The sequence below is a fragment of the Nonomuraea sp. B1E8 genome, from assembly GCF_039871515.1.
In the GTDB taxonomy this organism is placed as follows: domain Bacteria; phylum Actinomycetota; class Actinomycetes; order Streptosporangiales; family Streptosporangiaceae; genus Nonomuraea.
This window is the reverse complement of sequence record NZ_JBDPLS010000015.1, coordinates 1-20,289: the sequence shown is the minus strand read 5'-3', so window position 1 is coordinate 20,289 and position 20,289 is coordinate 1. Positions and strand designations below refer to the sequence as shown.

The window sequence follows — 20,289 nt, the reverse complement described above, 5'->3', positions numbered from 1 at the left end:
GGGAGCAGGGTATGGGGATGCGCACGCTGGGCCGTACCGGAATCCAGGCCGGCCACGTACTGCCTGGGCACCATGATGGCCGGCCCGCTCGGCATCCCCGACCACAACGACTCCACACACCGGGCCATGGGGATCGACGTCATCGAAGCCGCCGACGTCCCGGCCGACACGCACCCCCTGCTACGCCGCGGATCAGCCGTCGAGTGCGTCGCGGCATGGTGATCCGATGACCGTTCTCGACACCAGGGCGCTCAACCGCGCGACGCTGGCCCGGCAGTTGCTGCTCGACCGCGCCGGCCTGCCGGTCCTCGATGCGGTCGGGCACCTTTGCGGCCTGCAGGCCCAGGAGCCGCAGGAACCGTTCGTCGGGCTGTGGTCGCGGCTGCGCGCGTTCGACCCGGCGGTGCTCTCGGACCTGCTGGTACGGCGCAGCGTGGTGCGTACCCATCTCATGCGCCGTACCGTCCACCTCGTGACCGCCGAGGACGTCCTGGCATGGCGGGCCCGCCACAACCCCATGCTGCGCCAGCGGGTGCTCGGGACCTACCGGAGTCAGCTCGCCGGGGTCGATCTCGACGAGCTCGCCGCGGCCGGGCTCGAGGTGATGGCCGACGACCAGCCCCGCTCGATGTCCGAGCTCGCGCGGGCGGTCGCCGGCCGCTGGCCGGAGCCAGGTCCGCGACCTCTGGGGGAGATGCTGGTCGCCGCCCTCATCCCGATGGTGCAGCTCCCGCCACGCGGGCTCTGGCGCGCGAAGGCCGGAGTGCGCAACGTCCCCATCTCCTCCTGGCTGGGCCGCGACATCGACCCGCCCGCCACGGACGGCTCCGACCTCGCGGGCCAAGCGCTGGTACGCCGCTACCTCGCCGCATTCGGCCCGGCCGCCACCGCCGACCTGCGCGCATGGTCAGGCCTGGCCGGACTCCCGGCCGCCGTCTCCGCGATACGCGGCGAGCTGATCAGCTTCCGCGACGAGAGAGGCCGGGAACTCCTGGACCTCCCCGACGCGCCGCGCCCCGATCCCGGCACACCGGCCCCGATCCGGTTCCTGCCGGCCTTCGACAACGCGCTTCTCGGCTATCACGACCGCAGCCGTATCGTCGACGACGCCCACCGCGGCCTTTCCGTGGCCGGCGAGCGCGTGGTCCTGGTCGACGGCCGGGTCGCCGCAACCTGGACCGTCAAGGACGACACTGTGCACGTCACCCCGCTGCGTCCCTTCTCCCGGGCCGACCGCGACGCCGTTGCCGAGCAGGGGCAGGCGCTGGCGGCGTTCCTGTCCGACGGCGACAACCACCGCGTACAGCTCGCCGCCCCTGCTGGATGAGAACGACATCTTCGCCGCCCTCGAAGTAGCGACCGCCCTGCCCGGGCGAAACCGTGGCACGAAAGGAAATCATCAGACAAGCCAGGCCCCCTTGCGGCCTGAATCCAGCGGCACGTCACACTTGTCCCGAAGACCGGAGAAGCGAAGGGGACCGACACGTGAACGAGGCGCTGAAGGAGTTGCTGGACCTGCTCGACCTTGAGCAGATCGAGCTGGACATCTTCCGGGGAAGAAGCCCGGAAGAGCGCATCCAGCGCGTCTTCGGCGGTCAGGTCGCGGCCCAGGCGCTGGTGGCGGCCGGCCGTACGGTGCCCGAAGACCGCAACGTGCACTCCCTCCACGCCTACTTCATCCGCCCGGGCGACCCGTCCATCCCGATCGTCTACAACGTCGACCGCCTCCGCGACGGCCGTTCGTTCACCACCCGACGCATCGTGGCGGTCCAGCACGGCAAGGCGATCTTCACGATGTCGGCGTCGTTCCACGTCGCCGAGGAGGGCGTGGCGCACCAGGCGTCCGTGATGCCGGTGGTGCCGGACCCCGAGACGCTTCCCACGTTCAAGGACAGGATGTACGAGCTGGTCGCCGATCATCCTGACTTGCGCGACTGGTTGTCACGTCCGCGCCCGGTCGACGCGCGCTACGCCTCGCCGCTCACGTGGGAGGCGTACCAGAATCCGGAGCTGCGCAGCGCCGAGACGAACGTGTGGTTCCGCTATGACGCCGAGTTGCCCGACGACCCGCTGCTGCACGTCGTTCTGGCCGCGTACGCCTCCGACTTCACGCTGGTCGACACGATACTGCTGGCGCACGGCATGGCCTGGGGAGCCTCGGACATCGTGGGCGCCTCGCTGGATCACGCCATGTGGTTCCACGGACCGTTCCGGGCCGACGACTGGCTGCTCTACGCGCAGGAGTCCCCATGGTCGGGGAGGGCGCGGGGCCTCGCGCGGGGCGAGATGTTCAACGCGTCCGGCGAGCTCGTGATCTCGGTCGTCCAGGAGGCGATGATCCGCCAGACGAAGTAGGCCCGAATCGCCTGCCCATCGGCAGGCCGCAGAGCCTGTGGAATGTAACGAAATCGCAGGTAGAAAATATGTTGCCGGTTCCTGGGTTCCCGGTTTAGGGTCTTGGTCAAGCGAGTCGGGCAGTCCTGTTCCGACGATCTCAGAGGGAGGAGAGTCACTGTGATCAGCATCAAGATGCCAGCCACGACGTGGCTCGCCTCCGCGTGCCGTGACTCGGTGAGACTCGTCGATGGTCCCACGAAGTTCCGGCAGGAGAAGTCTGTCCGTAGTCAGGCCGCCGCCTACGCGCACGCCCACTTCGGCGCTGCCGCCGCTCAGGCAGCTCCTGTCTACACCGCTCGTATCGAACTGTCGGCCAACCAGCTCACCAAGGGTGGACTGCGCGGTCCGCATCCCTGGCGGGATACCCCGGTCATAACCTGACCGGGAAGACCCCACCAGGCCGCGGATCCGCAGACAGGATCCGCGGCCTTCTTGTTTGTCCGTGATCCCCGACCACCCACGAGGTGCCCGAACAAGATCAAGAGATCGATCAAAGGAGAAAGCAGATGGGGGCGAAGACGATCATGGACCTGATCGACGAAGCCGAGATCCCCTGTCGTACCGACCCTGACCTGTGGTTCGCCGAGTCGCCGGAGGACGTGGAGTTCGCCAAGGCTCTCTGCGGCGGCTGCCCGATCCAGAAGGCCTGCCTGGCTCGTGCGCTCGAGCGCGAGGAGCCTTGGGGCGTCTGGGGCGGCGAGCTCATCCTCAGGGGAACCATCATTCCTCGCAAGCGTCCGCGCGGGCGTCCCCGCAAGCACCCGGTCGCTGCCTGAAACACCGCACCTACGAGCAAGAAAGCGAAACGTGATGATCACTCAGTCGACGAGGAGCCTCGCAGTGCCGGATCTCATCCATGAGTTGGTGAATGACCGAATACAAACGCTTCATCGAGAGGCGGAGGAGCAACGCCTCATCGCGCGCCTGCGTCGCGTGGAGCGAGCCCGGCGTGGGGTCAGGCGGGCGAACGACCGCCTCCGCAAGGCCATGAGCCACCCGTTGTGATCGGAGAGATCCTGCCGCCGGCGCAGGATCTCTCCTTGAGCTCCAGCCGATGAGAGCCGGGCGCGTCCAAGCGCCCGGCTCTTCCTTTTGCCCCGAGACGTTGCCCCAAGGGTCTCGCCTTGCCCTGCGAGGGATCTCACCCCCAACGACGAGCTGCCCAGCAAGGGCCTCCCGGTGATCCGTGCGGACGGTCGGACCTCGCGGGACGGCACCGCTGGGCAGCTCTGCCACATCGCGGGGCACGGTGTCGGACGCCGGGTCAGGGGTGCAGGGCGTCGCGTGCCTCGCGCGCGCCGAGAGATCCAACTGGGCCGCGGGATCACTCGCCACGATCTCTGCCGTGCCTCTCCTCAAGGCACGGGACCGGTCAGGGGCCGGCCAGGCAGTGTACGGCGGGGATCTCGGCGGGCACGCCCGGCGCCGACGGGTCGACCACGGTGGTGAGCTCGCCGACGCTGGAGGCGAGGCAGCCGGCGATGGCCGATGGGTCGACGACGGCGTTCGCCGGGGGCGCGGCGGAGAGCAGGCCCGCCGCCGCGAAGGCGGTAACCACTAGCAGACGCGCGGATCCATCCATGAAGGTCCTTCCAACAGTGTGACTCTTTGCATTCAAATAATTACACACAGTAGTCAAGTTATGGTAGAGGGAACGTCGAATTCTCATCTGGCAGCCCGGCCAGGCGCCTCGTTGACCCATGACCTGTCACCCGTCCAGCCCTGGCCAGGTTGTGTCCGGTCGGCAAACCCGTTCGACCCAGGCCAGGCGCACATCGATCCTGGTCGACCTGGCGCAGGATTCACCGCGGGGGAAAGGCGGCGTCGCCGAGCCAGGCCGGAATCGGCAGCGGTCAACCGAGGGCCAGGGCCTCGTCATCGGGGTCGTCGGCGAAACCGGGAACCCAGCGGATCACCTCGTCGCGGAAGCGCGCTGTTGCGCCCAACTGGCACAGAACACCCACGCCCGCCGCATGAACCCGGTGGATGAGCACGTACGACGTCGGCAGGTTGAGCTGGCGGACCACGTTGGTGGGGCGGAGGTCCGTGACGCTGGCGACCTGCGCCTGCAGCCACTCCCGGCTGAACGTGAATTCCTCCACCGCGGTCGGCTCGACATAGGGGGCGAGGAAGGCCCGCAACGCGTCGGGGTCGATCTGGATGTCCTCGCGGATGAAGCCCTCATTGCGCAGGCCCCGCACGACGGTTTCCATGTCGCCCTGGTTGAAGATGCGGGTCAGCTGGCCGAACGACTTGGGGTAGCCGTCGGGCAGGCGGTTGACCGCGCCGAAGTCGAGAACGCCGAGCTTGCCGTTGTCGAGCATGCGGAAGTTGCCGGGGTGGGGGTCGGCGTGCAGCATGCCGACGCGCGCGGGGGAGCAGAAGAGGAAACGCACGAGAAGCAGGCCGGCCCGGTCGCGCTGCTCCTTGGTGCCATCGGCGATGATCCGGGACAGCGGTGTGCCGTCCATCCACTCGCTGACCAGCACCATCTCGTTGGCCGCGACCACGTCGGGGACGTGGAAGTCGGGGTCGCCGTCGAACTCCAACGCGAACGCGTGCTGAGCCTCGGCCTCCCTGAGATAGTCGAGCTCCTCGGCGATCCGCTCCCGCAATTCGCTCAGCACGGCCTTCATGTCGAGGCCGGGCAGCAGCGTCCCGAACACCTTGCCCAGGCGTGCCAGCTGTGCGAAGTCGCCGAGCAGCGCCTTGCCCGCCCCTGGATACTGGATCTTGACGGCCACGTCGCGGCCGTCGTGCCACACGGCCCTGTGCACCTGGCCGATGGAGGCGGCGGCCGTCGGCTGGTCGTCGAAGGACAGGAAGTGCTGCCGCCAGTCGTCACCCAGTTGTTCGGTGAGCACGGTGTGAACCGTGGAGGCGGGAAGCGGGGGAGCGGCGTCCTGCAGTTTGGTCAGCGTGGCGCGGTAGGGGCCGGCGATCTCCTGAGGCAGCGCCGCCTCGAAGATCGACAGCGCCTGCCCGAGCTTCATCGCTCCGCCCTTGAGCTCGCCCAGGACCTTGAAAACCTGCTCGGCGGTACGCTGCTGCACCTCCTGAGCCACGATCTCGGCGGACTTGCCGCCGAGGCGTTTGCCCAGCCCCAGAGCGGTGCGCCCCGCGAAACCGAGCGGAAGGGCGGCCAGCTTGGCGGAGCGCGTGACGGCACGGCGTGGAAGATCGCTCACACTCATGCGCGAACCTCGAAAGATCCGCTTCCCCCCTTCGTGGTCGTCCCTGAGCACGTCAGTCGCGGTTGTCATGCCATGACCATTCTTAGCGAATAAGGATTGTTTCGCATACAACGACATTGCGGGTGAATGGTCCAGGACCGCCTTTTCCAACGCCAATCAGGGGTTACGTCCATTGTGCCGTTGGTCACAGCGGACTCCCGGCCATCGAGATGAGCAAGCGCGTGGCCGGTCGCCGCGGCTGCGACCAGGGCAGCCAGCGTCGAGTCGCAGGCGATCTCGCCGGGCGGATAACCACCCAGCCTCGCAGTGACGATAGGCCAAGCCGGGTCGTGGTCGCGCCGGGTCAGGTCGAGACAGTGCAGGCACGCGCTCTCTCCGGGCAGGACCAGCGGGCCGACAATGCCATGGCCCTCGAAGGCCGACACCAGGAGATGCGGGATGCGCAGCGCGGTCAGCTCGTTGACCAGCACCCCGTCGAGCGGGCCGACCGGCGCCAGCACGACCAGGTCGGGCCGATCAGTGGTGTCCCCCAGATACGGTCCTCCCGCCAATGCGTTGACGGACGGCGCGACCTCCCCTTCCCCAGGAGAACCCGCCCTGCCAGGCCGAGGCCCGGCGTCCCGAGCAGGCGGTCGACGAACCCCACGCCCGCCCTCGGACGCCGGCGAATCAGACCGAGAACCGGACGAGGACGCAGCGACTCCCACAGACCGGATAGGGCGCTCGGACTCGGCGTCATGGTCGGGCTGGGATGGCCGGCCGCCGTTGGGACTGCGGCGGCGCGGGCGATCGGCGTCGGGGACCGCCCGGAATGGTCGGGATGGCCGGGGCGTTGCCGGCCCGGGAGATGACGGCGCGGGGACGGGTGGCGTGCGGCCGCCGGAGGTGAGCCTTCTGGCGACCGTGACCGCGCCGGCCTCGCGAGTCAGGCCCAGCTCTGCCCACGTCAGACCGCCCGGTGTGATGTCGCCCGGCCGGACGACGCCCGGGTCGAACACCCGGATGTTGCCCACCCCGGCGCCCGCGAGCAGCGCCACGACCTGCGCCCCCACCCGCCCGGCCCCATAGGCCCGCACCCGCTTGTCCCTGCGCCGCTCCAGCACGGCGATCCCGCCTTCCGGCGAGGTCGATGCCAGGTCGAGGGCGTCGAGGTCCGGCCGCAAACGGTCTCGCTCGGCCAGCGGGAGGTCACGAAGGGCGCCGGGGCCGGCGGAGGCGTCGTGGAGGGCTCCTTGCAAGGTGAGCTGGTCGAGCAGGGAACGGGCTCGGTCTTCCTCAAGACCTGCGCGGGCCGCCTCGCGCAGGACCCGCTCCAGATCGCGGGTGCCGTCGAGACTCTCGATCCATGCGCGGACCGGGCGGGTCAGACCGCTCAGCATGACGGCCCTGAGGGGGTGCACACCGAACTGGAGGGTGTGCTCGTCGCGGACGATACGCCGGAGGGCGGGCTTCACACGTGGCCTCATGGCGGGAAGGCTCGCACGCGACGGCAAGATCCGGTGCGGATTCCTCCGTGGCTGTGGATAACTGCGGACCTGCCGGAGCAACTGTGGACAACGCGCCGCTTCAGCCCGTTCCCAGAGTAGGCTCTTCCGAAGCAGAACCGCCCGGCGGGACACGAGCGTGCCAACCCGTGGGCCGGGGACGGCCCGTGGCATCACGGCCAGGCCGGGTTACGCTTCCCGGCATGACCGAGCTCCTGGTTGATCGCCATGACGACGGAGTCGTCCTCATCACCCTCAACCGCCCCGACATGCGCAACGCCATGACCGACGCCATGACCGCCCAATGGCGGGCGACGATGTCGTCGCTGGCCAAGGACCGCGACGCCCGCTGCGTCGTGATCACCGGGGCGGGCACCGCGTTCTCCTCCGGCGGTGACCTGTCATGGATCGGCGATCGCGGCGCGGAGGCGGTGCCGTTGTTGCGCGACCGCATGCTCGACTTCTACCGCACCTGGCTCATGGTCACGGAGCTCGAGGTCCCCACGATCGCCGCCGTCAACGGTCCCGCGGTGGGCGCGGGGCTGTGCGTGGCGCTGGCCTGTGACCTCGTGTACGCCGCCGCCGACGCCAAACTGCTGGCCCCGTTCACGTCGCTCGGCCTTCATCCCGGTATGGCGGCCACGTATCTGCTTCCCAGGAGGGCGGGCACGGGCCTGGCGCGGGAGATGCTCCTGGCCGGCCGTACGGTGACAGGTGCGGAGGCAACGGTTAAAGGACTAGTAAATGAATGCTTCCCGAAAGATGACCTTATGTCGGAAGTACGGTCCATCGCCGGGAAGATCGCGAAGAACGCACCGATAGCCACAAGACTCACAAAAGTCGCCCTGAACCAAGACCATCAGGACCTGGAAGCCGCGCTGAGGTGGGAATCCCTGGCACAGCCGGTGACCATGGCATCGTCCGACATGATCGAAGGGCTGGCCGCGCATCGGGAAAGGCGTGTGCCCAAATTCACCGGCTCTTAATCATCTGACCAGCAGAAACAACGTCCACCCTCTGTGGAATTTCGTCAGTCTCGGCTACCGTGCATATGTGCCCCCCGAGACAGTCGAGGTTCGTCGCAGTTCTCGTCGCAGGCGTACGGTCTCCGCCTACCGCGACGGTGACAAGACGATCGTGCTCCTGCCCGCCTGGCTGAGCGGCGAAGACGCGGATGAATGGGTGAGCCGGATGCTGGATCGGCTGGCCGCGAAAGAGCGCCGGCGACGGCCGACGGACGAGGCTCTCCTCGAACGGGCCAAGGAGCTGTCGGCCAGATACCTCGACGGCAAGCCCGACCCCGTGAGCGTGCGCTGGGTCGACAACCAGCAGCACCGGTGGGGCTCGTGCACCCCGGAGAACGGCACGATCAGGATCTCGACACGGCTCAAGGGCCTGCCGGAATGGGTCATCAACTACGTGATCATCCACGAGCTGGTGCACCTGCTGGTGCCCAGCCACGGCCCCAAGTTCTGGGCGCTGGTAGAACAGTATCCGAAGGCAGAGCGGGCGCGCGGGTTCCTCGAGGGATTCTCCGCCGCGGCCCACACGGCACCGGAGGAGTGTTGACGCGCATAGCCGCGGTCCTGGCACGACGGCGCATGTCGCAGGCGGCGCCCCCGGGCGTCGACCCGGCGATGTTCCTCGAGGCGGTGGCCGAAGACACCTACGAGATGGTCGCCGGGCTGGAGCTCGTCACCCCGGTCCTGATCACCAGCGTGCCCGAGCTCGACGCGATCGTCTGGCCGGGCACCCAGGTCATCCTGGTCGACGAGGACGAGCCGTTGAAGAGCATCCTCGCCCGCCTGGACGCCGACCAGGCCGCCGTGATCGCCGCGGACGCCCCCGATCTTCCTCCGCTGCTGGTGGGAAAGTTGTTCAGGGAGCTGGGCAGGGCCGAGATCACGATCTGCCCCGCGGAGCGCGGCGGAGCCGTGGCACTGGCCTGCGCGCTTCCCGCACCGGGCTGGGCCGACCCCGACCTCGACGACGCCGACGTGGTGGCCACGTTGCGCGCCCAGGCTCCAGGGCCGCGCAGGGTCGCCACCACCCCCGGCTGGCATCGCCTGCGCACCCGAGGCGACGTCGAACGCCTCGACCCCGGCCTCGAAGGCTGGGACAACACGCGAGCTCTGATCGCCGCGCGCTGACTCAGGGCACGGCGAGCTCGGCCAGCAGGGCACGGTGGTCGGTGCCCGGCACGTCGTGCACGCTGACCTCCTTGACCCCGACCCGCTGGTCGACCAGCACGTGGTCGATGGTGATGATCGGCGGCACCCGTTTGTTGGCCGGCCACGTGGGGATCAGCCCGGCCCCCACCTGGTCGGCCGCGTCTTTGTAGCCGCGTGCCAGCAACGAGCGCATGGGCGCGTGGTCGAGCGAGGCGTTGAAGTCGCCCGCCAGGATCCGCACCCGCTCGCGTGAGGCGGAGGGAAACGCCTCCAACGCCTCGTTCCAGTCGGCGTAGTTACGGCCGAGCGGCGGATAGGGATGCGCGTCGACGAACTCGATCGGCGGCCCGCCGGGCAGCGAGACCAGCGCGGCCGGCATGCGGTGCCCGATCTCCGGCATCACGCCGGGCAGCTCCTGCATCGGGTGCTTGGAGTAGAGCCCGCTCCCCCCGGCGCTCCACTCGGCTTCCAGCACCCGGTGCGGCATGATCTCCTTGAGCCCGGCCGCGTCCAGATCGGAGATGGCCCCCGGGGTCAGCTCCTGCGTGCTCAGCACGTCAGGCTCGAACTCGCGTACGAGCCGCATGATCGTCGCCACGTCGGCCCTGCCGAACAACATGTTGATCGTCATGACCTTGAGCGGCCGGCCCGCCGTGGCGTCCGCGGTGCCCAGCGCCCTGGGCAGCACGCTGAAGCCGAGCGCGGTCGTGGCGAGCAGCGCGACGGCGGTCGCGGCTCGCTTGCGCCCGACCGCGGCGATCAGCAGCGGGATCAGCGAGCCCGCCGCCGCGTACGGGGTCGCGGTCATGAGCTGTGTGGGCAGTGACCCGCGCTCCAGCCCGGCCACCCGGGCGACGGCCCAGGCGGCGAACGGGGTCACGGCCAGCCAGGTGAACGCCGCCGCCGGAAATCTGCGTCGCTTACGGACCGGCACCACGATCGTGCCGCCGACGGCGGAAGTCTCCACGCAAGCCCCCTTTGGAACGACCCAAGAGGACTCTAGCCAAGTGCTCGCGAGCCGAGCGCGTCCCGTCCGCGCGCGGCCAGTCGCCGCGTCGCCTCGTCGGACAGCTCGGGGATCTCGTCGACAGGGAACCAGCGCAGGTCGAGTGACTCCTCGCTGATCACGGCCTCTGCCCCTTCGGGCGCCACGGCGGCGTATTCGACGTCGAGATGCCAGCTGTGCGGCGGATGGCACCACACGACGTGCTTGTCGACGGCGAGCGGCCCCGGCAGTAACTCGAGCCCGGAGATCCCCGACTCCTCCCATGCCTCCCGCAGCGCCACGTCGGCGAGCGACATGTCGGAGATCTCACAGTGGCCACCCATCGGCAGCCACATCTTGGCCTTCGGATGCAGGGTGAGCAGCACCTGGGAGCCGTCGTGCGACAGCACGGCCGTCGTCGCCGTCAGATGCCCCGGCACGCAGGCGCGCGTCATCGCGTCGTCGTGGGTGCGAAGGTGCTCGAGGAACTCCGTGCGCAGCGCCTCTTCCTCGGGCGTGGGCGCCGTCCAGCCGGACAGCACCGCCACGGCGTCGCGGTGCAGGCTCAACTCTTGTCGCCCTCGCCCTCGTCGTCCGGCTTGGCCTCCAGCTGGGAGATGTCCCAGGCCTGCTCACCGCGTACGAACGCCTCGGGGTCGTCGAGGTCGTCGGCCGTCGGCATCAGGTCGGGGTGTGACCACAACCCGTCGCGCCCGTCGACCCCCCGCTCGCTCTCCAGCGCGCGCCACAGCGCGGCCGCCTCGCGCAGGCGCCTGGGCCGCAACTCCAGCCCCACCAGGGTGCCGAACGTGAGCTCGGCGGGACCGCCGGTGGCGCGCCGCCTGCGCACGGTCTCCGCCAGGGCCACGGCGGAGGGCAGCTTGCCCTGGGCGGCCTGGTCGACCACGGTGGCCACCCAGCCCTCGACCAGGGCGAGCATGGTCTCCAGCCGCGCCAGGGCGGCCTTCTGCCGCTCGGTCTCCTCGGGCTTGAGCAGGTTGCCCCCGCTGAGCGCCTCCTGGATGGCCTCGGGGTTGTTGATGTCGAGACCGCGGATCTGCTCTTCGAGGGCAGAGGTGTCGACGGTGATGCCCCTGGCGTATTCCTCGACCGCGCCGAGCAGGTGCGAGCGCAGCCACGGAACATGCTGGAACAACCGGTGGTGCGCGGCCTCGCGCAGCGCCAGGTAGAGCCTGATCTCGTCGGACGGCACCTCGAGGCCCTCGCTGAACGACGCGATGCCGCCGGGCAGCAGCGCGGCCGTGTCGGACAGGGGCAGCCCGATGTCCGTGGTGCCGACCACCTCGCGGGCCAGCGAGCCGATCGCCTGCCCGATCTGCTGGCCGACCATCATGCCGCCCATCTGCTTGAGCATGCCCATCAGCGGCCCGGCCATCTGCTGGGCCTCGGGAGGCAGCCCCGAGCCTCCGAGCGCGCCGCCCATGGTCTCGACCATGCGTTCGGCGATGGGCTCGCAAAGCTTTCGCCAGATCGGGATCGTGTTCTCGATCCACTCGGACCGGCTCCAGGCCTGCGGATTGGACACGCCGCTGGGCAGCGTCGTCGCTTCGTTCAGCCACAGGTCGGCCAGGCTGAGCGCCTCGACGATCTGACGGCGCTCGCCTTCCATGACGCTCGGATCGCCCTCGGCGGCCACGGAGTGCCGGGCGATGTTCTTGGCCATGTCCCAGTTGACAGGGCCTGAACCCTGCGGCGCCGACAACATGTCGGCGAACTGGCGCATCGCCTGAGCCATCTGCTCAGGGTTGCCGAACATGGCGAACGGGTTCTCGTTAGGGTCGTTTTCGCGACCTGGCAGGTCAGTCACCGCTCTACCTCGTGCAGGATGGAGGAGTCCACATCCGCCACGTTAGTCGTCCTACGGCGGATCAGTGCAAAGTGAGGACCTGGTGCCTACCTCGAAACGCCCGCGTCAACCCGTCGTAGCCGTCACCGGCGCGGCCTCCGGCCTCGGCCGCGAGCTGCTCGCTAGGCTCGTATCCGCTGCGGATTTCCGCAGGGTGGTGGCCATTGACGAGCAGCGCGGCGACGTCGGTGAGGCCACCTGGAGAGTGCTCGACGTACGTGATCCGCTCTTGGCGAACCGGATCTCCGACATCGACGTCCTCGTTCATCTGGCCGGCGACTACACCGTCGACTCCGACCCCGGCGAGCGGCGCGCCTACAACCTGCGCGCCGCCCAGACCGTGCTGACGGCCTGCGCCGCGGCGCGCGTCCGCCGCGTGGTGCTGGTCACGAGCGCGATGGTGTACGGCGCCGCGCCCGACAACGAGGTGCCCCTGCCCGAGGACGCCCCGGTCACGGCAGAGCCCGACACCGGCGTCGTCGGCGACTTCCTGGAGATCGAGTCGCTCGTACGCAGGTCGCTGCGCAGCCATCCCGGCCTCGAGGTGACCGTGCTGCGCCCGGCCGCGGTGGTCGGCCCCGGCGTCGACACAGTGATCACCCGTCACTTCGAGTCGCCCCGGCTGCTGACCGTGAAGGGTTGCAGCCCTCACTGGCAGTTCTGCCACATCGACGACCTGCTCTCGGCGCTGGAGCTGGCGGCGCGCGGAGCCGTCACGGGCGTGGTGGCGGTCGGGTGCGACGGGTGGATGGAGCAGGAGCAGGTCGAGGAGATGTCCGGCATCCGCAGGTTCGAGCTGCCCGCGGGGCTGACGTTCGGCACGGCGCAGCGCCTGCACCGGCTCGGCATCACCCCGGCACCCGCGACCGACCTGCACTACGTCGTCTACCCGTGGGTGGTCGACTGCACGGCGCTGCGCGAGGCGGGCTGGAAACCGGCGTGGACGAACGAGGCCGCGTTCGAGCAGCTTCTGGAGCTGCGCGAGAACAGGACGACCGTGGTCGGCAGGCGCCTGCCCGTCAAGGAGGCGACGCTCACGGCCGCCGGCGCCACCGTCGCCGTGATCGGCACCGCCGCGATCGTTCGCCAGGTGCGGAAGAAGAGGCGTCAGTGAAGGCCGGTGCGAAAACTCCCAGGTGATCTGCTGCAACGTCCCTGACCAGGCACGACATCAGAGCGGCAGGCCGGCGGGCAGATTTCTTGTTGGTAGTCTCTTTCCGTGGACGTCATCCGGTTGCTCGGCATTCGTGAGACCCCGCTGTCCGTGGACGAGGTGCTGGCCGCCGTGGGCGACCACGCCGCCGGCGGCACCACGATCTTCGTGGGCACCGTCCGCGAGCAGGACCAAGGAAAGCAGGTGACCCGGCTCTCCTATTCGGCGCACCCCTCGGCCGAGGCCGAGCTGCGGCAGGTGGCCGAGAAGGTGGCCGCCGACTTCCCCGTGACGGCGCTGGCCGCCGTCCACCGCGTGGGCGACCTGGCGCTGGGCGACACGGCCGTGATCGTCGCGGTGGCCGCGCCGCATCGTGACGAGGCGTTCAAGGCCTCGCGCCGGCTGATCGACGAGCTGAAGGCGCACGTCCCGATCTGGAAACACCAGTCGTTCGCTGACGGCGAGGCCGAATGGGTCGGTGCCGGCGAATAGGCTTTCCACCATGTCACGACGCGCCCTGACCCTGCTGCTGTCGGGGTTTCTCGTGCTCGCTCTCGGCGTGGTGGGCGCGCTCCAGAAGGTCCCCTACGTCGTGCTGAGTCCCGGCCCGACGGAGAACACCATCGGCGAGGTCGACAAGAAGCCCGTGATCTCGATCAAGGGCCGGCAGACCTATCCCACCAAGGGCGCTTTGAGCCTGGTCACGGTCGCCTATCAAGGCGGCCCTGCCGCCCAGATAGACCTGCTGACCGCGTTGCGCGGTTGGATCGATCCGACCGTCGCGGTGGTCCCGCAGGAGACCATCTTCGCTCCCGACCGTGACCCCAAGGAGGTCGAGGAGGAAAACACGGTCGAGATGTCCAACTCCCAAGACTCGGCCACGGCCGCCGCGCTCAACGAGCTCAAGATCCCCTACAACATGGTCGTGTCGGTCGTGTCCACGGAGAAGGGCAAGCCCGCCGAGGGCAAGCTGCGCAAGGGCGACGAGATCAACGCTGTCGACGGCAAGCCGGCGAAGAACGTCGATGTCGTGGGTGACGCGGTCAAGGCCCGCAAGCCGGGCGAGAGCATCGTCTTCAACGTCACCAGGGACGGGGCGAAGCTCGACGTCACCGTGCCGACGATCGCGGGTCCCGAGGGGCAGACCCTGGTGGGCGTGCTGATGCAGGCCACGTACAAGTTCCCGTTCGACGTCGACATCAACGTGGGCGACGTCGGCGGGCCCAGCGCCGGGCTGATGTTCTCGCTCGGCATAGTCGACAAGCTCACGCCTGGCGAGCTCACCGGGGGCAAGCGGATCGCCGGCACCGGCACCATCCAGCCGACGGGCGAGGTCGGGGCGATCGGCGGCATCGCCCAGAAGATGGTCGGGGCGAAGGAATCGGGCGCCACCGTCTTCCTGACGCCCGCCGACAACTGCGCCGAGGCCTTGAAAGCCGTCCCTGACGGGCTCCGGCTGGTCAAGGCCGACACTCTGCACAACGCGGTGCTTGCGCTGGACGCTCTGCGTACGGGTAAGGGCAACGCGCCCGCTTGTGACGCTGGATGAAACTTTCGGCAAGGCCCATGCGTTAGTCATTGGGCTGGCACAGCGGTGTAGGTTGCCAGACACGGACCGATTTTCATGACGACGAGGGGTTGGCCTTGAGCTTCCGGACCCCAGGAGCCGGCCGGGCGATGCGCTTGCCCCGCCGACCGCGACTGCTTCTGCCGGTGGCGATCGCCCTTGTGGTGATCGTTGCGCTGTTCTTTCTCTTCTCCGGTTTTTACACCGACTACCTGTGGTTCGACGCGACGAACTACACGTCGGTCTTCACCACTGTCCTGCTGACCCAGATCGTGCTGTTCCTGGTCGGAGCGGCGCTGATGGTCGGCATCGCCGGCGGCAACATGTTGCTGGCCTTCCGGATGCGGCCGATGTTCGGGCCCGCGGTGTTCGGCGGAAGCAGCGGCGCCGACCGCTACCGCATGGCGCTCGACCCCCACCGCAAACTCATCTTCATCGTCGGCATGGCGCTGCTCGCGCTCTTCTCCGGCTCCTCGTTTGCCGGCCAGTGGCAGACGTGGCTGAAGTTCATCAACGGCGAGACGTTCGGCAAGCTGGACCCGCTGTTCCGGATGGACATCTCATTCTTCATGTTCGACTATCCGTTCATCCGGATGGTGCTCAACTTCCTGTTCACCGCGGTGATCATCTCCATCATCCTCGCGGCGATCACCCACTACCTTTACGGCGGATTCCGCCTGCAGTCGCCCGGCGTCCACGCCTCCAGGGCCGCCCGCACGCACCTGTCCGTGCTGCTGGGCGTCTTCCTGCTGCTCAAGGCCGTCGCCTACTTCGTCGACCGCTACGGCCTGGTCTTCTCTGACCGCGGATTCGTGGACGGCGCCTCCTACACCGACGTCAACGCCGTCCTGCCGGCCAAGACCATCCTCGCGATCATCGCCCTGATCTGCGCCGCCCTGTTCTTCGCCGGTGTGTTCCGGCCCGGCGGCATGCTGCCCGGGGTCTCCGCGGGCCTGCTCGTGCTCTCGGCCGTCCTGATCGGCGGCGTCTACCCGGCGCTGGTCGAGCAGTTCCAGGTCAAGCCCAACCAGCAGGGCAAGGAATCCCCTTACATCCAGCGCAACATCCAGGCCACGCGAGAGGCGTACAACGTCGACAAGACCGAGGTCGAGACCTACAACGCGCAGGCAGACCCGGCAAAGGTCGAATCCAACGGCGACGCCTCCGTCTCCGGAGTGCGGCTGCTCGATCCGGCGCTCGTGTCCTCGACGTACGAGCAGACCCAGCGCATCCGCGGCTTCTACAGCTTCGCCGACACGCTCGACGTCGACCGCTATCCCGACAGCACGGGCAAGCTGACCGACCACATCGTCGGCGTGCGCGAGCTGACCAGCCCGCCCCAGGACCAGAACAACTGGATCAACCGGGCCCTGGTCTACACCCACGGCTACGGCTTCGTCGCCGCGCCCGGCAACCAGGTCGACTCCAGCGGCCTGCCTGCCTACGACGCCAAGGACATGCCGGTCACGGGCTCGCTGGTGAACAGCGCCAAGCTCAAGGAATCGCGCATCTACTTCGGCGAGGACCCATCATCCTCCGAATACGTCATCGCCGGCGGCAACCCCGACAACCCGCAGGAGCTCGACTACCCGGAGACGGGCGGTACGGGCCAGAAGAACACCACCTACACCGGCAAGGGCGGAGTGCCCGTCGGCTCGTTCATCAACCGGCTCCTCTACGCCGCCAAGTACAGCGAGGCGAACATCCTGCTGTCGGGCGACATCAACGACAACTCCAAGATTCTTTACGTCCGTAACCCGCGTGACAGGGTCGAGCAGGTCGCGCCGTTCCTCACGATCGACGGCAACCCCTACCCGGCGATCATCGACGGGCGTGTCACCTGGATGCTCGACGGCTACACGACGTCCAACGACTACCCCTACTCTCAGAGCGAGAGCCTCGGCGACATGACGCGCGACACGTCCACCGACCGTCGCGTGATCGCCCAGCAGCCGCGTGACCAGATCAACTACATCCGCAACTCCGTCAAGGCCACGGTCGACGCCTACGACGGCACGGTCAAGCTCTACGCCTGGGACAACAACGACCCGGTGCTCAAGACCTGGAGCAACGCCTTCCCCGGCGTCGTCCGCCCGGCCTCGGAGATGAGCGCTGACCTGCGCAGCCACGTGCGCTACCCGGAAGACCTGTTCAAGGTGCAGCGCTACACGCTCTCGCGCTACCACATCACCGACCCTGCCGCCTTCTACAGCGGCCAGGACTTCTGGAACGTCCCCAACGACCCGACGCAGGGCGAGCAGAACGTCAAGCAGCCGCCCTACTACCTGACCACCACGATGCCGGGCGGCACGCCGACGTTTTCGTTGACGACGACCTTCGTGCCACGGCAGGGGCCCAACCTGGCGGCGTTCATGGCGGTCGACTCGTCGTCCGGTTCCGGCTACGGCCGGATGCGCATCCTCCGCATGCCGTCCAGCACTCCCATCCCGGGCCCCGGCCAGGCACAGAACGCCTTCCAGAGCCGTTTCGCGGGTGAGCTCAACCTGCTGGGCGTCGGTGCGTCGTCGGTGCGTTACGGCAACCTGCTGACGCTCCCGTACGCGGGCGGCCTGGTCTACGTCGAGCCGGTCTACATCCAGGTGGCCGCGGGCGGCGGTCAGGAGCCCTATCCGATCCTGCAGCGCATCCTGGTGTCGTTCGGCTCCAAGATCGGTGTGGCCCGCACGCTGGAGGAGGCGCTGCAACAGGTCTTCGGGGGCGAGCAACAGCAACAACCCCAGGAGAACGAGCAACAGACCCAGCCCAACCAGGCCAACACGGCGCTCAACTCGGCGATCGCCAACGCGAAGAAGGCATACGACGACGCGCAGAAGGCCCTGCAGGCGAGCCCGCCCGACTGGGACGCCTACGGCGACGCGCAGAAGCGGCTGGAAGAGGCCCTGAAGACCCTGGAAGGGGCCAACAAGCAAGAGCCGGCGCCCACGGGCACACCGAGCCCATCGCCCTCGGCCACGCCGTCTGCGACGCCCACAGGCACAAGCTCGCCGCCGGCCTCCGCACCACCGTCAGTCGCGCCGTCACCCACCGGATCACAGGCGGGAGGCACCTCTTAGCGCAATCAATTTGCGCCCACCCCGCGCCGCCGATACGCTTACAAAGCACGACGACGCGGGGTGGAGCAGTTCGGTAGCTCGCTGGGCTCATAACCCAGAGGTCGCAGGTTCAAATCCTGTCCCCGCTACCAGGCCAGAGGCTCGGGATTCGGAAACGGATCCGAGCCTTTGATCGTTTCAGAGTCTGACCGTCACAGGCACTTCTCTGAAGGCTGTATAGTTGTTAGCAACACACCGACGCGGGGTGGAGCAGTTCGGTAGCTCGCTGGGCTCATAACCCAGAGGTCGCAGGTTCAAATCCTGTCCCCGCTACCAAAGAAAGTCCCCGGCCATCGGATCATCCGATGGCCGGGGACTTTTTCGTTTCTCCGATAACGGGTGTTCACTTCTGCCTGTTCCGTGATTACATGATTACATGTCTGATGAGGCAGTTCCCACGATCTACGAATGGGCCGGTGGAGTCGACGCCTTCGAGCGGCTGACCGAGACCTTCTATCGCAGCGTCATCAAGGACGACCTGATTGGGCCGCTGTTCGCACACATGGACGCCGATCATCCGAAATATGTGGCGATGTGGCTCAGCGAGGTCTTCGGTGGCCCTGACCGCTACACCAAGGAACGCGGCGGATACCCCAACATGCTCCGCCACCACCTGGGCAGGGCGATCACGGAGCCGCAACGCCGCAGGTGGGTCAGCCTGCTCATGGACGCGGCCGACGAGGTGGGGTTGCCGGACGATCCGGAGTTCAGGGCGGCGTTCGCCGGCTACATCGAGTGGGGCACCCGGCTGGCCGTACAGAACTCCCAGCCGGGCGCGGAGCCTCCGCCGCAGGCGCCTGTGCCGAACTGGGGGTGGGGCGTGGCGCCGCCGTATCAACCTTGAGCCGTTCGGGCGGTCACCGGCTCCACTCGTCCGGTTCCGCATAGGCGTCCGGCTCGTCGAGCGGGTTCACGTACGTGTCGGAGTCCCGGAGGTCCTCTACACGAACCCAACGGGAGATGCCCCGTGAAACCTCGTCGTCGATCTCGGCGATGCGGTGCAGATAGGGCAGCCGGTCCCGGTACATGTCGATGATCGACAGCTGGAGGTCGTCCCCCATGTCCTGGCCGATCTCGTAGAGGTTGTCGTCCATGGCACTCAGGCCTTATTGATCATTTCGATCGCCTTCTGCACGGCCCAGCCGAGGAGCAGGACCCCGAAGACGACTTGCACGATGCGCATCCACAGGGACGAGAAGTGATCGGCGTAAACAACGATGCCGACCCACATCAGGCCGAATATCCCGACGAGGAGGATTGCTGCCCAGTTCAGCCCTCGCTGCCACATATGTGAAGTCTCGCAGCTGGTCCGCCAATGGCGGGTATGCCGGGAGTCGTCATCGGGTCACTGCGCTGGGGCCCTTCAGCGGGGGAGCGTCCTGCCCGTGCCGACACAGCGCCGCAGGCGCACGCCGCGCCGATGGCGTCGCTGAGGTGGCTCCTCCAGGCACGCGAGCAACGCGGCCGCCGTCGCGGCGTCGGCAAGGACGCGTTGCACGGTCTCGTCGCCCTGGGGCAACTGGCCGTGTTCAGCCAGCTCGTGCTTGAGGAACGCCATGGGATCCGGCGCGTGCGCGGCGTCGGCGGCCACGGTCGCCCGTGCGGACGTCAGCAGCCGCAGGTAGTGGGTGCGTAGGATGGCCTCGCGCATGCGGGAGTGCTCGAGATCGTCGATCAGCATCCTGGCGATGTTCAGCAGGTCTCCGGCTTGGGTCGTCTCATCGGCGAGGAAGGCGCGGATGTCGTCGAACTCCGAGCGGGTCATGGCGGACACCTCCGAGAGCGCAGTCTGCTCGTAGGTACATTCGTAGCGGCGGGCGATTGCGGATGGCTTGCCGTCGGCTTGCGCCGCGAGGTCGCCCAGGGGAGTTCATCGGCAAGGTTTGGGCGTCCGCTGGCGAGGGAAGAACCTCCCGATTACCTGAGTGGGCCGAAGTAGGTGCCACAGGCTGCTAGAGTTGCTTCGCGCAGGGCGGTCTGGAGGTTCCTCGGAGCCTCGGAGATGCCCGGCAAATCCCACTACCTTCACGGTCGTCCGTCATGGTTTCGCACCGGTTCGGACGGGCTGGTAAGTTAGAGGGGTTGTCTCCGAAAGGGGGCGGCGCTTAATTCCCGCAGGTTGTGCAGATCCGGTCAATTTGACAGGGACTTGAACGGCTGAAAGAGTTAAGACACAACGAAATGAACGCCTCTGAGCGGAGATCCCGGGTTCGGGGTTTTGGTGAGGATGGACGCGTGCGTTTCTTGAGAACTCAACAGTGTGTTAAAAGCCAGTGCATGATGCACAACCCCGTCGATCGACGTTAGTCGGTTTTTGACGGATTCCTTTTGTTAGTTGGGTTCAGACCTTTTTTGGAG

At 67.9% G+C, this 20,289-nt stretch carries 22 protein-coding genes and 2 tRNA genes; 15 read left to right on the top strand and 9 right to left on the bottom strand.

What is annotated here, in order from left to right; genetic code table 11:
- Nucleotides 1-72 precede the first annotated feature (72 nt).
- From ABGA98_RS37300 to ABGA98_RS37280, 5 genes are all read left to right on the top strand, one after another.
- Nucleotides 73-222: a hypothetical protein gene (locus ABGA98_RS37300; RefSeq protein ID WP_347623155.1), complete on the top strand. Its 150-nt coding sequence runs from the start codon at nt 73-75 to the stop codon at nt 220-222.
- A gap of 4 nt (nt 223-226) precedes the next feature.
- Nucleotides 227-1,327, top strand: coding sequence for a winged helix DNA-binding domain-containing protein (locus ABGA98_RS37295; protein WP_347623154.1), 1,101 nt, complete (start codon nt 227-229; stop codon nt 1,325-1,327).
- A gap of 158 nt (nt 1,328-1,485) precedes the next feature.
- The gene (locus ABGA98_RS37290; RefSeq protein WP_347623153.1) at nt 1,486-2,355 is read left to right on the top strand and encodes an acyl-CoA thioesterase II; all 870 of its coding nucleotides are present in this window, start codon (nt 1,486-1,488) and stop codon (nt 2,353-2,355) included.
- Between the two features lie 159 nt (nt 2,356-2,514).
- A complete protein-coding gene (locus ABGA98_RS37285) occupies nt 2,515-2,778 on the top strand; it encodes a hypothetical protein (protein ID WP_347623152.1) in 264 nt (87 codons plus the stop codon).
- A gap of 125 nt (nt 2,779-2,903) precedes the next feature.
- The gene (locus ABGA98_RS37280) at nt 2,904-3,173 is read left to right on the top strand and encodes a WhiB family transcriptional regulator (protein ID WP_132333100.1); all 270 of its coding nucleotides are present in this window, start codon (nt 2,904-2,906) and stop codon (nt 3,171-3,173) included.
- A 596-nt stretch (nt 3,174-3,769) separates the two neighbouring features.
- On the opposite strand, the gene ABGA98_RS37275 is transcribed toward ABGA98_RS37280, so the two are convergent.
- The 3 genes from ABGA98_RS37275 to ABGA98_RS37265 form a co-directional block, all read right to left on the bottom strand.
- Nucleotides 3,770-3,979: a hypothetical protein gene (locus ABGA98_RS37275; RefSeq protein ID WP_347623151.1), complete on the bottom strand. Its 210-nt coding sequence runs from the start codon at nt 3,977-3,979 to the stop codon at nt 3,770-3,772.
- 271 nt (nt 3,980-4,250) lie between these two features.
- Nucleotides 4,251-5,585 (bottom strand): AarF/UbiB family protein, encoded by a 1,335-nt coding sequence (locus tag ABGA98_RS37270; RefSeq protein ID WP_347623150.1) that lies wholly within the window; start codon nt 5,583-5,585, stop codon nt 4,251-4,253.
- Nucleotides 5,586-5,656: 71 nt separating this feature from the next.
- On the bottom strand, nt 5,657-7,057 hold the full coding sequence (locus ABGA98_RS37265; protein ID WP_347623149.1) for a thiamine biosynthesis protein ThiF: 1,401 nt from the start codon (nt 7,055-7,057) through the stop codon (nt 5,657-5,659).
- Nucleotides 7,058-7,278: 221 nt separating this feature from the next.
- On the opposite strand from ABGA98_RS37265, the gene ABGA98_RS37260 reads away from it, so the two are divergent.
- From ABGA98_RS37260 to ABGA98_RS37250, 3 genes are all read left to right on the top strand, one after another.
- Nucleotides 7,279-8,061, top strand: coding sequence for an enoyl-CoA hydratase-related protein (locus ABGA98_RS37260; protein ID WP_347623148.1), 783 nt, complete (start codon nt 7,279-7,281; stop codon nt 8,059-8,061).
- Nucleotides 8,062-8,128: 67 nt separating this feature from the next.
- Nucleotides 8,129-8,644 (top strand): M48 family metallopeptidase, encoded by a 516-nt coding sequence (locus ABGA98_RS37255; protein ID WP_347623147.1) that lies wholly within the window; start codon nt 8,129-8,131, stop codon nt 8,642-8,644.
- Nucleotides 8,641-9,225: a hypothetical protein gene (locus tag ABGA98_RS37250; RefSeq protein WP_347623146.1), complete on the top strand. Its 585-nt coding sequence runs from the start codon at nt 8,641-8,643 to the stop codon at nt 9,223-9,225. Before ABGA98_RS37255 ends, ABGA98_RS37250 begins: the two co-directional genes overlap by 4 nt.
- Nucleotide 9,226: 1 nt before the next feature.
- On the opposite strand, the gene ABGA98_RS37245 is transcribed toward ABGA98_RS37250, so the two are convergent.
- Genes ABGA98_RS37245 through ABGA98_RS37235 form a run of 3 tightly spaced genes read right to left on the bottom strand, consistent with a single transcriptional unit; the run spans nt 9,227 to nt 12,008 of the window.
- The gene (locus ABGA98_RS37245; protein WP_347623145.1) at nt 9,227-10,213 is read right to left on the bottom strand and encodes an endonuclease/exonuclease/phosphatase family protein; all 987 of its coding nucleotides are present in this window, start codon (nt 10,211-10,213) and stop codon (nt 9,227-9,229) included.
- Nucleotides 10,214-10,245: 32 nt separating this feature from the next.
- On the bottom strand, nt 10,246-10,800 hold the full coding sequence (locus ABGA98_RS37240) for an NUDIX domain-containing protein (RefSeq protein WP_347623144.1): 555 nt from the start codon (nt 10,798-10,800) through the stop codon (nt 10,246-10,248).
- Nucleotides 10,797-12,008, bottom strand: a complete 1,212-nt coding sequence (locus tag ABGA98_RS37235; RefSeq protein ID WP_347623322.1) for a zinc-dependent metalloprotease — start codon at nt 12,006-12,008, stop codon at nt 10,797-10,799. The genes ABGA98_RS37240 and ABGA98_RS37235 overlap by 4 nt, the downstream gene beginning before the upstream one ends.
- A gap of 130 nt (nt 12,009-12,138) precedes the next feature.
- Between ABGA98_RS37235 and ABGA98_RS37230 the strand changes: the two genes are divergently transcribed.
- The 7 genes from ABGA98_RS37230 (at nt 12,139) to ABGA98_RS37200 (ending at nt 18,775) form a co-directional block, all read left to right on the top strand.
- Nucleotides 12,139-13,212, top strand: a complete 1,074-nt coding sequence (locus tag ABGA98_RS37230) for an NAD-dependent epimerase/dehydratase family protein (protein WP_347623321.1) — start codon at nt 12,139-12,141, stop codon at nt 13,210-13,212.
- A gap of 105 nt (nt 13,213-13,317) precedes the next feature.
- Nucleotides 13,318-13,743, top strand: coding sequence for a molybdenum cofactor biosynthesis protein MoaE (locus ABGA98_RS37225; protein WP_347623142.1), 426 nt, complete (start codon nt 13,318-13,320; stop codon nt 13,741-13,743).
- Between the two features lie 10 nt (nt 13,744-13,753).
- On the top strand, nt 13,754-14,800 hold the full coding sequence (locus ABGA98_RS37220; protein ID WP_347623141.1) for a PDZ domain-containing protein: 1,047 nt from the start codon (nt 13,754-13,756) through the stop codon (nt 14,798-14,800).
- 128 nt (nt 14,801-14,928) lie between these two features.
- On the top strand, nt 14,929-17,892 hold the full coding sequence (locus ABGA98_RS37215) for a UPF0182 family protein (RefSeq protein WP_347623140.1): 2,964 nt from the start codon (nt 14,929-14,931) through the stop codon (nt 17,890-17,892).
- Between the two features lie 54 nt (nt 17,893-17,946).
- Nucleotides 17,947-18,023 (top strand) — tRNA-Met (locus tag ABGA98_RS37210).
- A gap of 107 nt (nt 18,024-18,130) precedes the next feature.
- Nucleotides 18,131-18,207: transfer RNA gene (locus ABGA98_RS37205), tRNA-Met, on the top strand.
- 100 nt (nt 18,208-18,307) lie between these two features.
- Nucleotides 18,308-18,775, top strand: coding sequence for a group II truncated hemoglobin (locus ABGA98_RS37200; RefSeq protein WP_347623139.1), 468 nt, complete (start codon nt 18,308-18,310; stop codon nt 18,773-18,775).
- Between the two features lie 13 nt (nt 18,776-18,788).
- Here ABGA98_RS37200 and ABGA98_RS37195 read toward each other — a convergent pair whose 3' ends face one another.
- The 3 genes from ABGA98_RS37195 to ABGA98_RS37185 all read right to left on the bottom strand — a co-directional run bounded on the left by ABGA98_RS37195 (nt 18,789) and on the right by ABGA98_RS37185 (nt 19,696).
- Complete coding sequence (locus ABGA98_RS37195) at nt 18,789-19,025, bottom strand: hypothetical protein (protein WP_347623138.1); 237 nt, start codon at nt 19,023-19,025, stop codon at nt 18,789-18,791.
- A 5-nt stretch (nt 19,026-19,030) separates the two neighbouring features.
- Complete coding sequence (locus tag ABGA98_RS37190; RefSeq protein ID WP_347623137.1) at nt 19,031-19,219, bottom strand: hypothetical protein; 189 nt, start codon at nt 19,217-19,219, stop codon at nt 19,031-19,033.
- Nucleotides 19,220-19,294: 75 nt separating this feature from the next.
- Complete coding sequence (locus ABGA98_RS37185; RefSeq protein ID WP_347623136.1) at nt 19,295-19,696, bottom strand: hypothetical protein; 402 nt, start codon at nt 19,694-19,696, stop codon at nt 19,295-19,297.
- Nucleotides 19,697-20,289 lie beyond the last annotated feature (593 nt).

What these genes read in the sequence shown, in the direction of transcription:
- ABGA98_RS37300 (WP_347623155.1), top strand. Translation starts at nt 73, where the DNA reads ATGATGGCCGGCCCGCTCGGCATCCCCGACCACAACGACTCCACACAC.
- ABGA98_RS37295 (WP_347623154.1), top strand. Translation starts at nt 227, where the DNA reads ATGACCGTTCTCGACACCAGGGCGCTCAACCGCGCGACGCTGGCCCGG.
- ABGA98_RS37280 (WP_132333100.1), top strand. Translation starts at nt 2,904, where the DNA reads ATGGGGGCGAAGACGATCATGGACCTGATCGACGAAGCCGAGATCCCC.
- ABGA98_RS37275 (WP_347623151.1), bottom strand. Translation starts at nt 3,979, where the DNA reads ATGGATGGATCCGCGCGTCTGCTAGTGGTTACCGCCTTCGCGGCGGCG.
- ABGA98_RS37265 (WP_347623149.1), bottom strand. Translation starts at nt 7,057, where the DNA reads ATGAGGCCACGTGTGAAGCCCGCCCTCCGGCGTATCGTCCGCGACGAG.
- ABGA98_RS37260 (WP_347623148.1), top strand. Translation starts at nt 7,279, where the DNA reads ATGACCGAGCTCCTGGTTGATCGCCATGACGACGGAGTCGTCCTCATC.
- ABGA98_RS37235 (WP_347623322.1), bottom strand. Translation starts at nt 12,008, where the DNA reads ATGTTCGGCAACCCTGAGCAGATGGCTCAGGCGATGCGCCAGTTCGCC.
- ABGA98_RS37220 (WP_347623141.1), top strand. Translation starts at nt 13,754, where the DNA reads ATGTCACGACGCGCCCTGACCCTGCTGCTGTCGGGGTTTCTCGTGCTC.
- ABGA98_RS37215 (WP_347623140.1), top strand. Translation starts at nt 14,929, where the DNA reads ATGCGCTTGCCCCGCCGACCGCGACTGCTTCTGCCGGTGGCGATCGCC.
- ABGA98_RS37200 (WP_347623139.1), top strand. Translation starts at nt 18,308, where the DNA reads ATGTCTGATGAGGCAGTTCCCACGATCTACGAATGGGCCGGTGGAGTC.
- ABGA98_RS37195 (WP_347623138.1), bottom strand. Translation starts at nt 19,025, where the DNA reads ATGGACGACAACCTCTACGAGATCGGCCAGGACATGGGGGACGACCTC.
- ABGA98_RS37190 (WP_347623137.1), bottom strand. Translation starts at nt 19,219, where the DNA reads ATGTGGCAGCGAGGGCTGAACTGGGCAGCAATCCTCCTCGTCGGGATA.
- ABGA98_RS37185 (WP_347623136.1), bottom strand. Translation starts at nt 19,696, where the DNA reads ATGACCCGCTCGGAGTTCGACGACATCCGCGCCTTCCTCGCCGATGAG.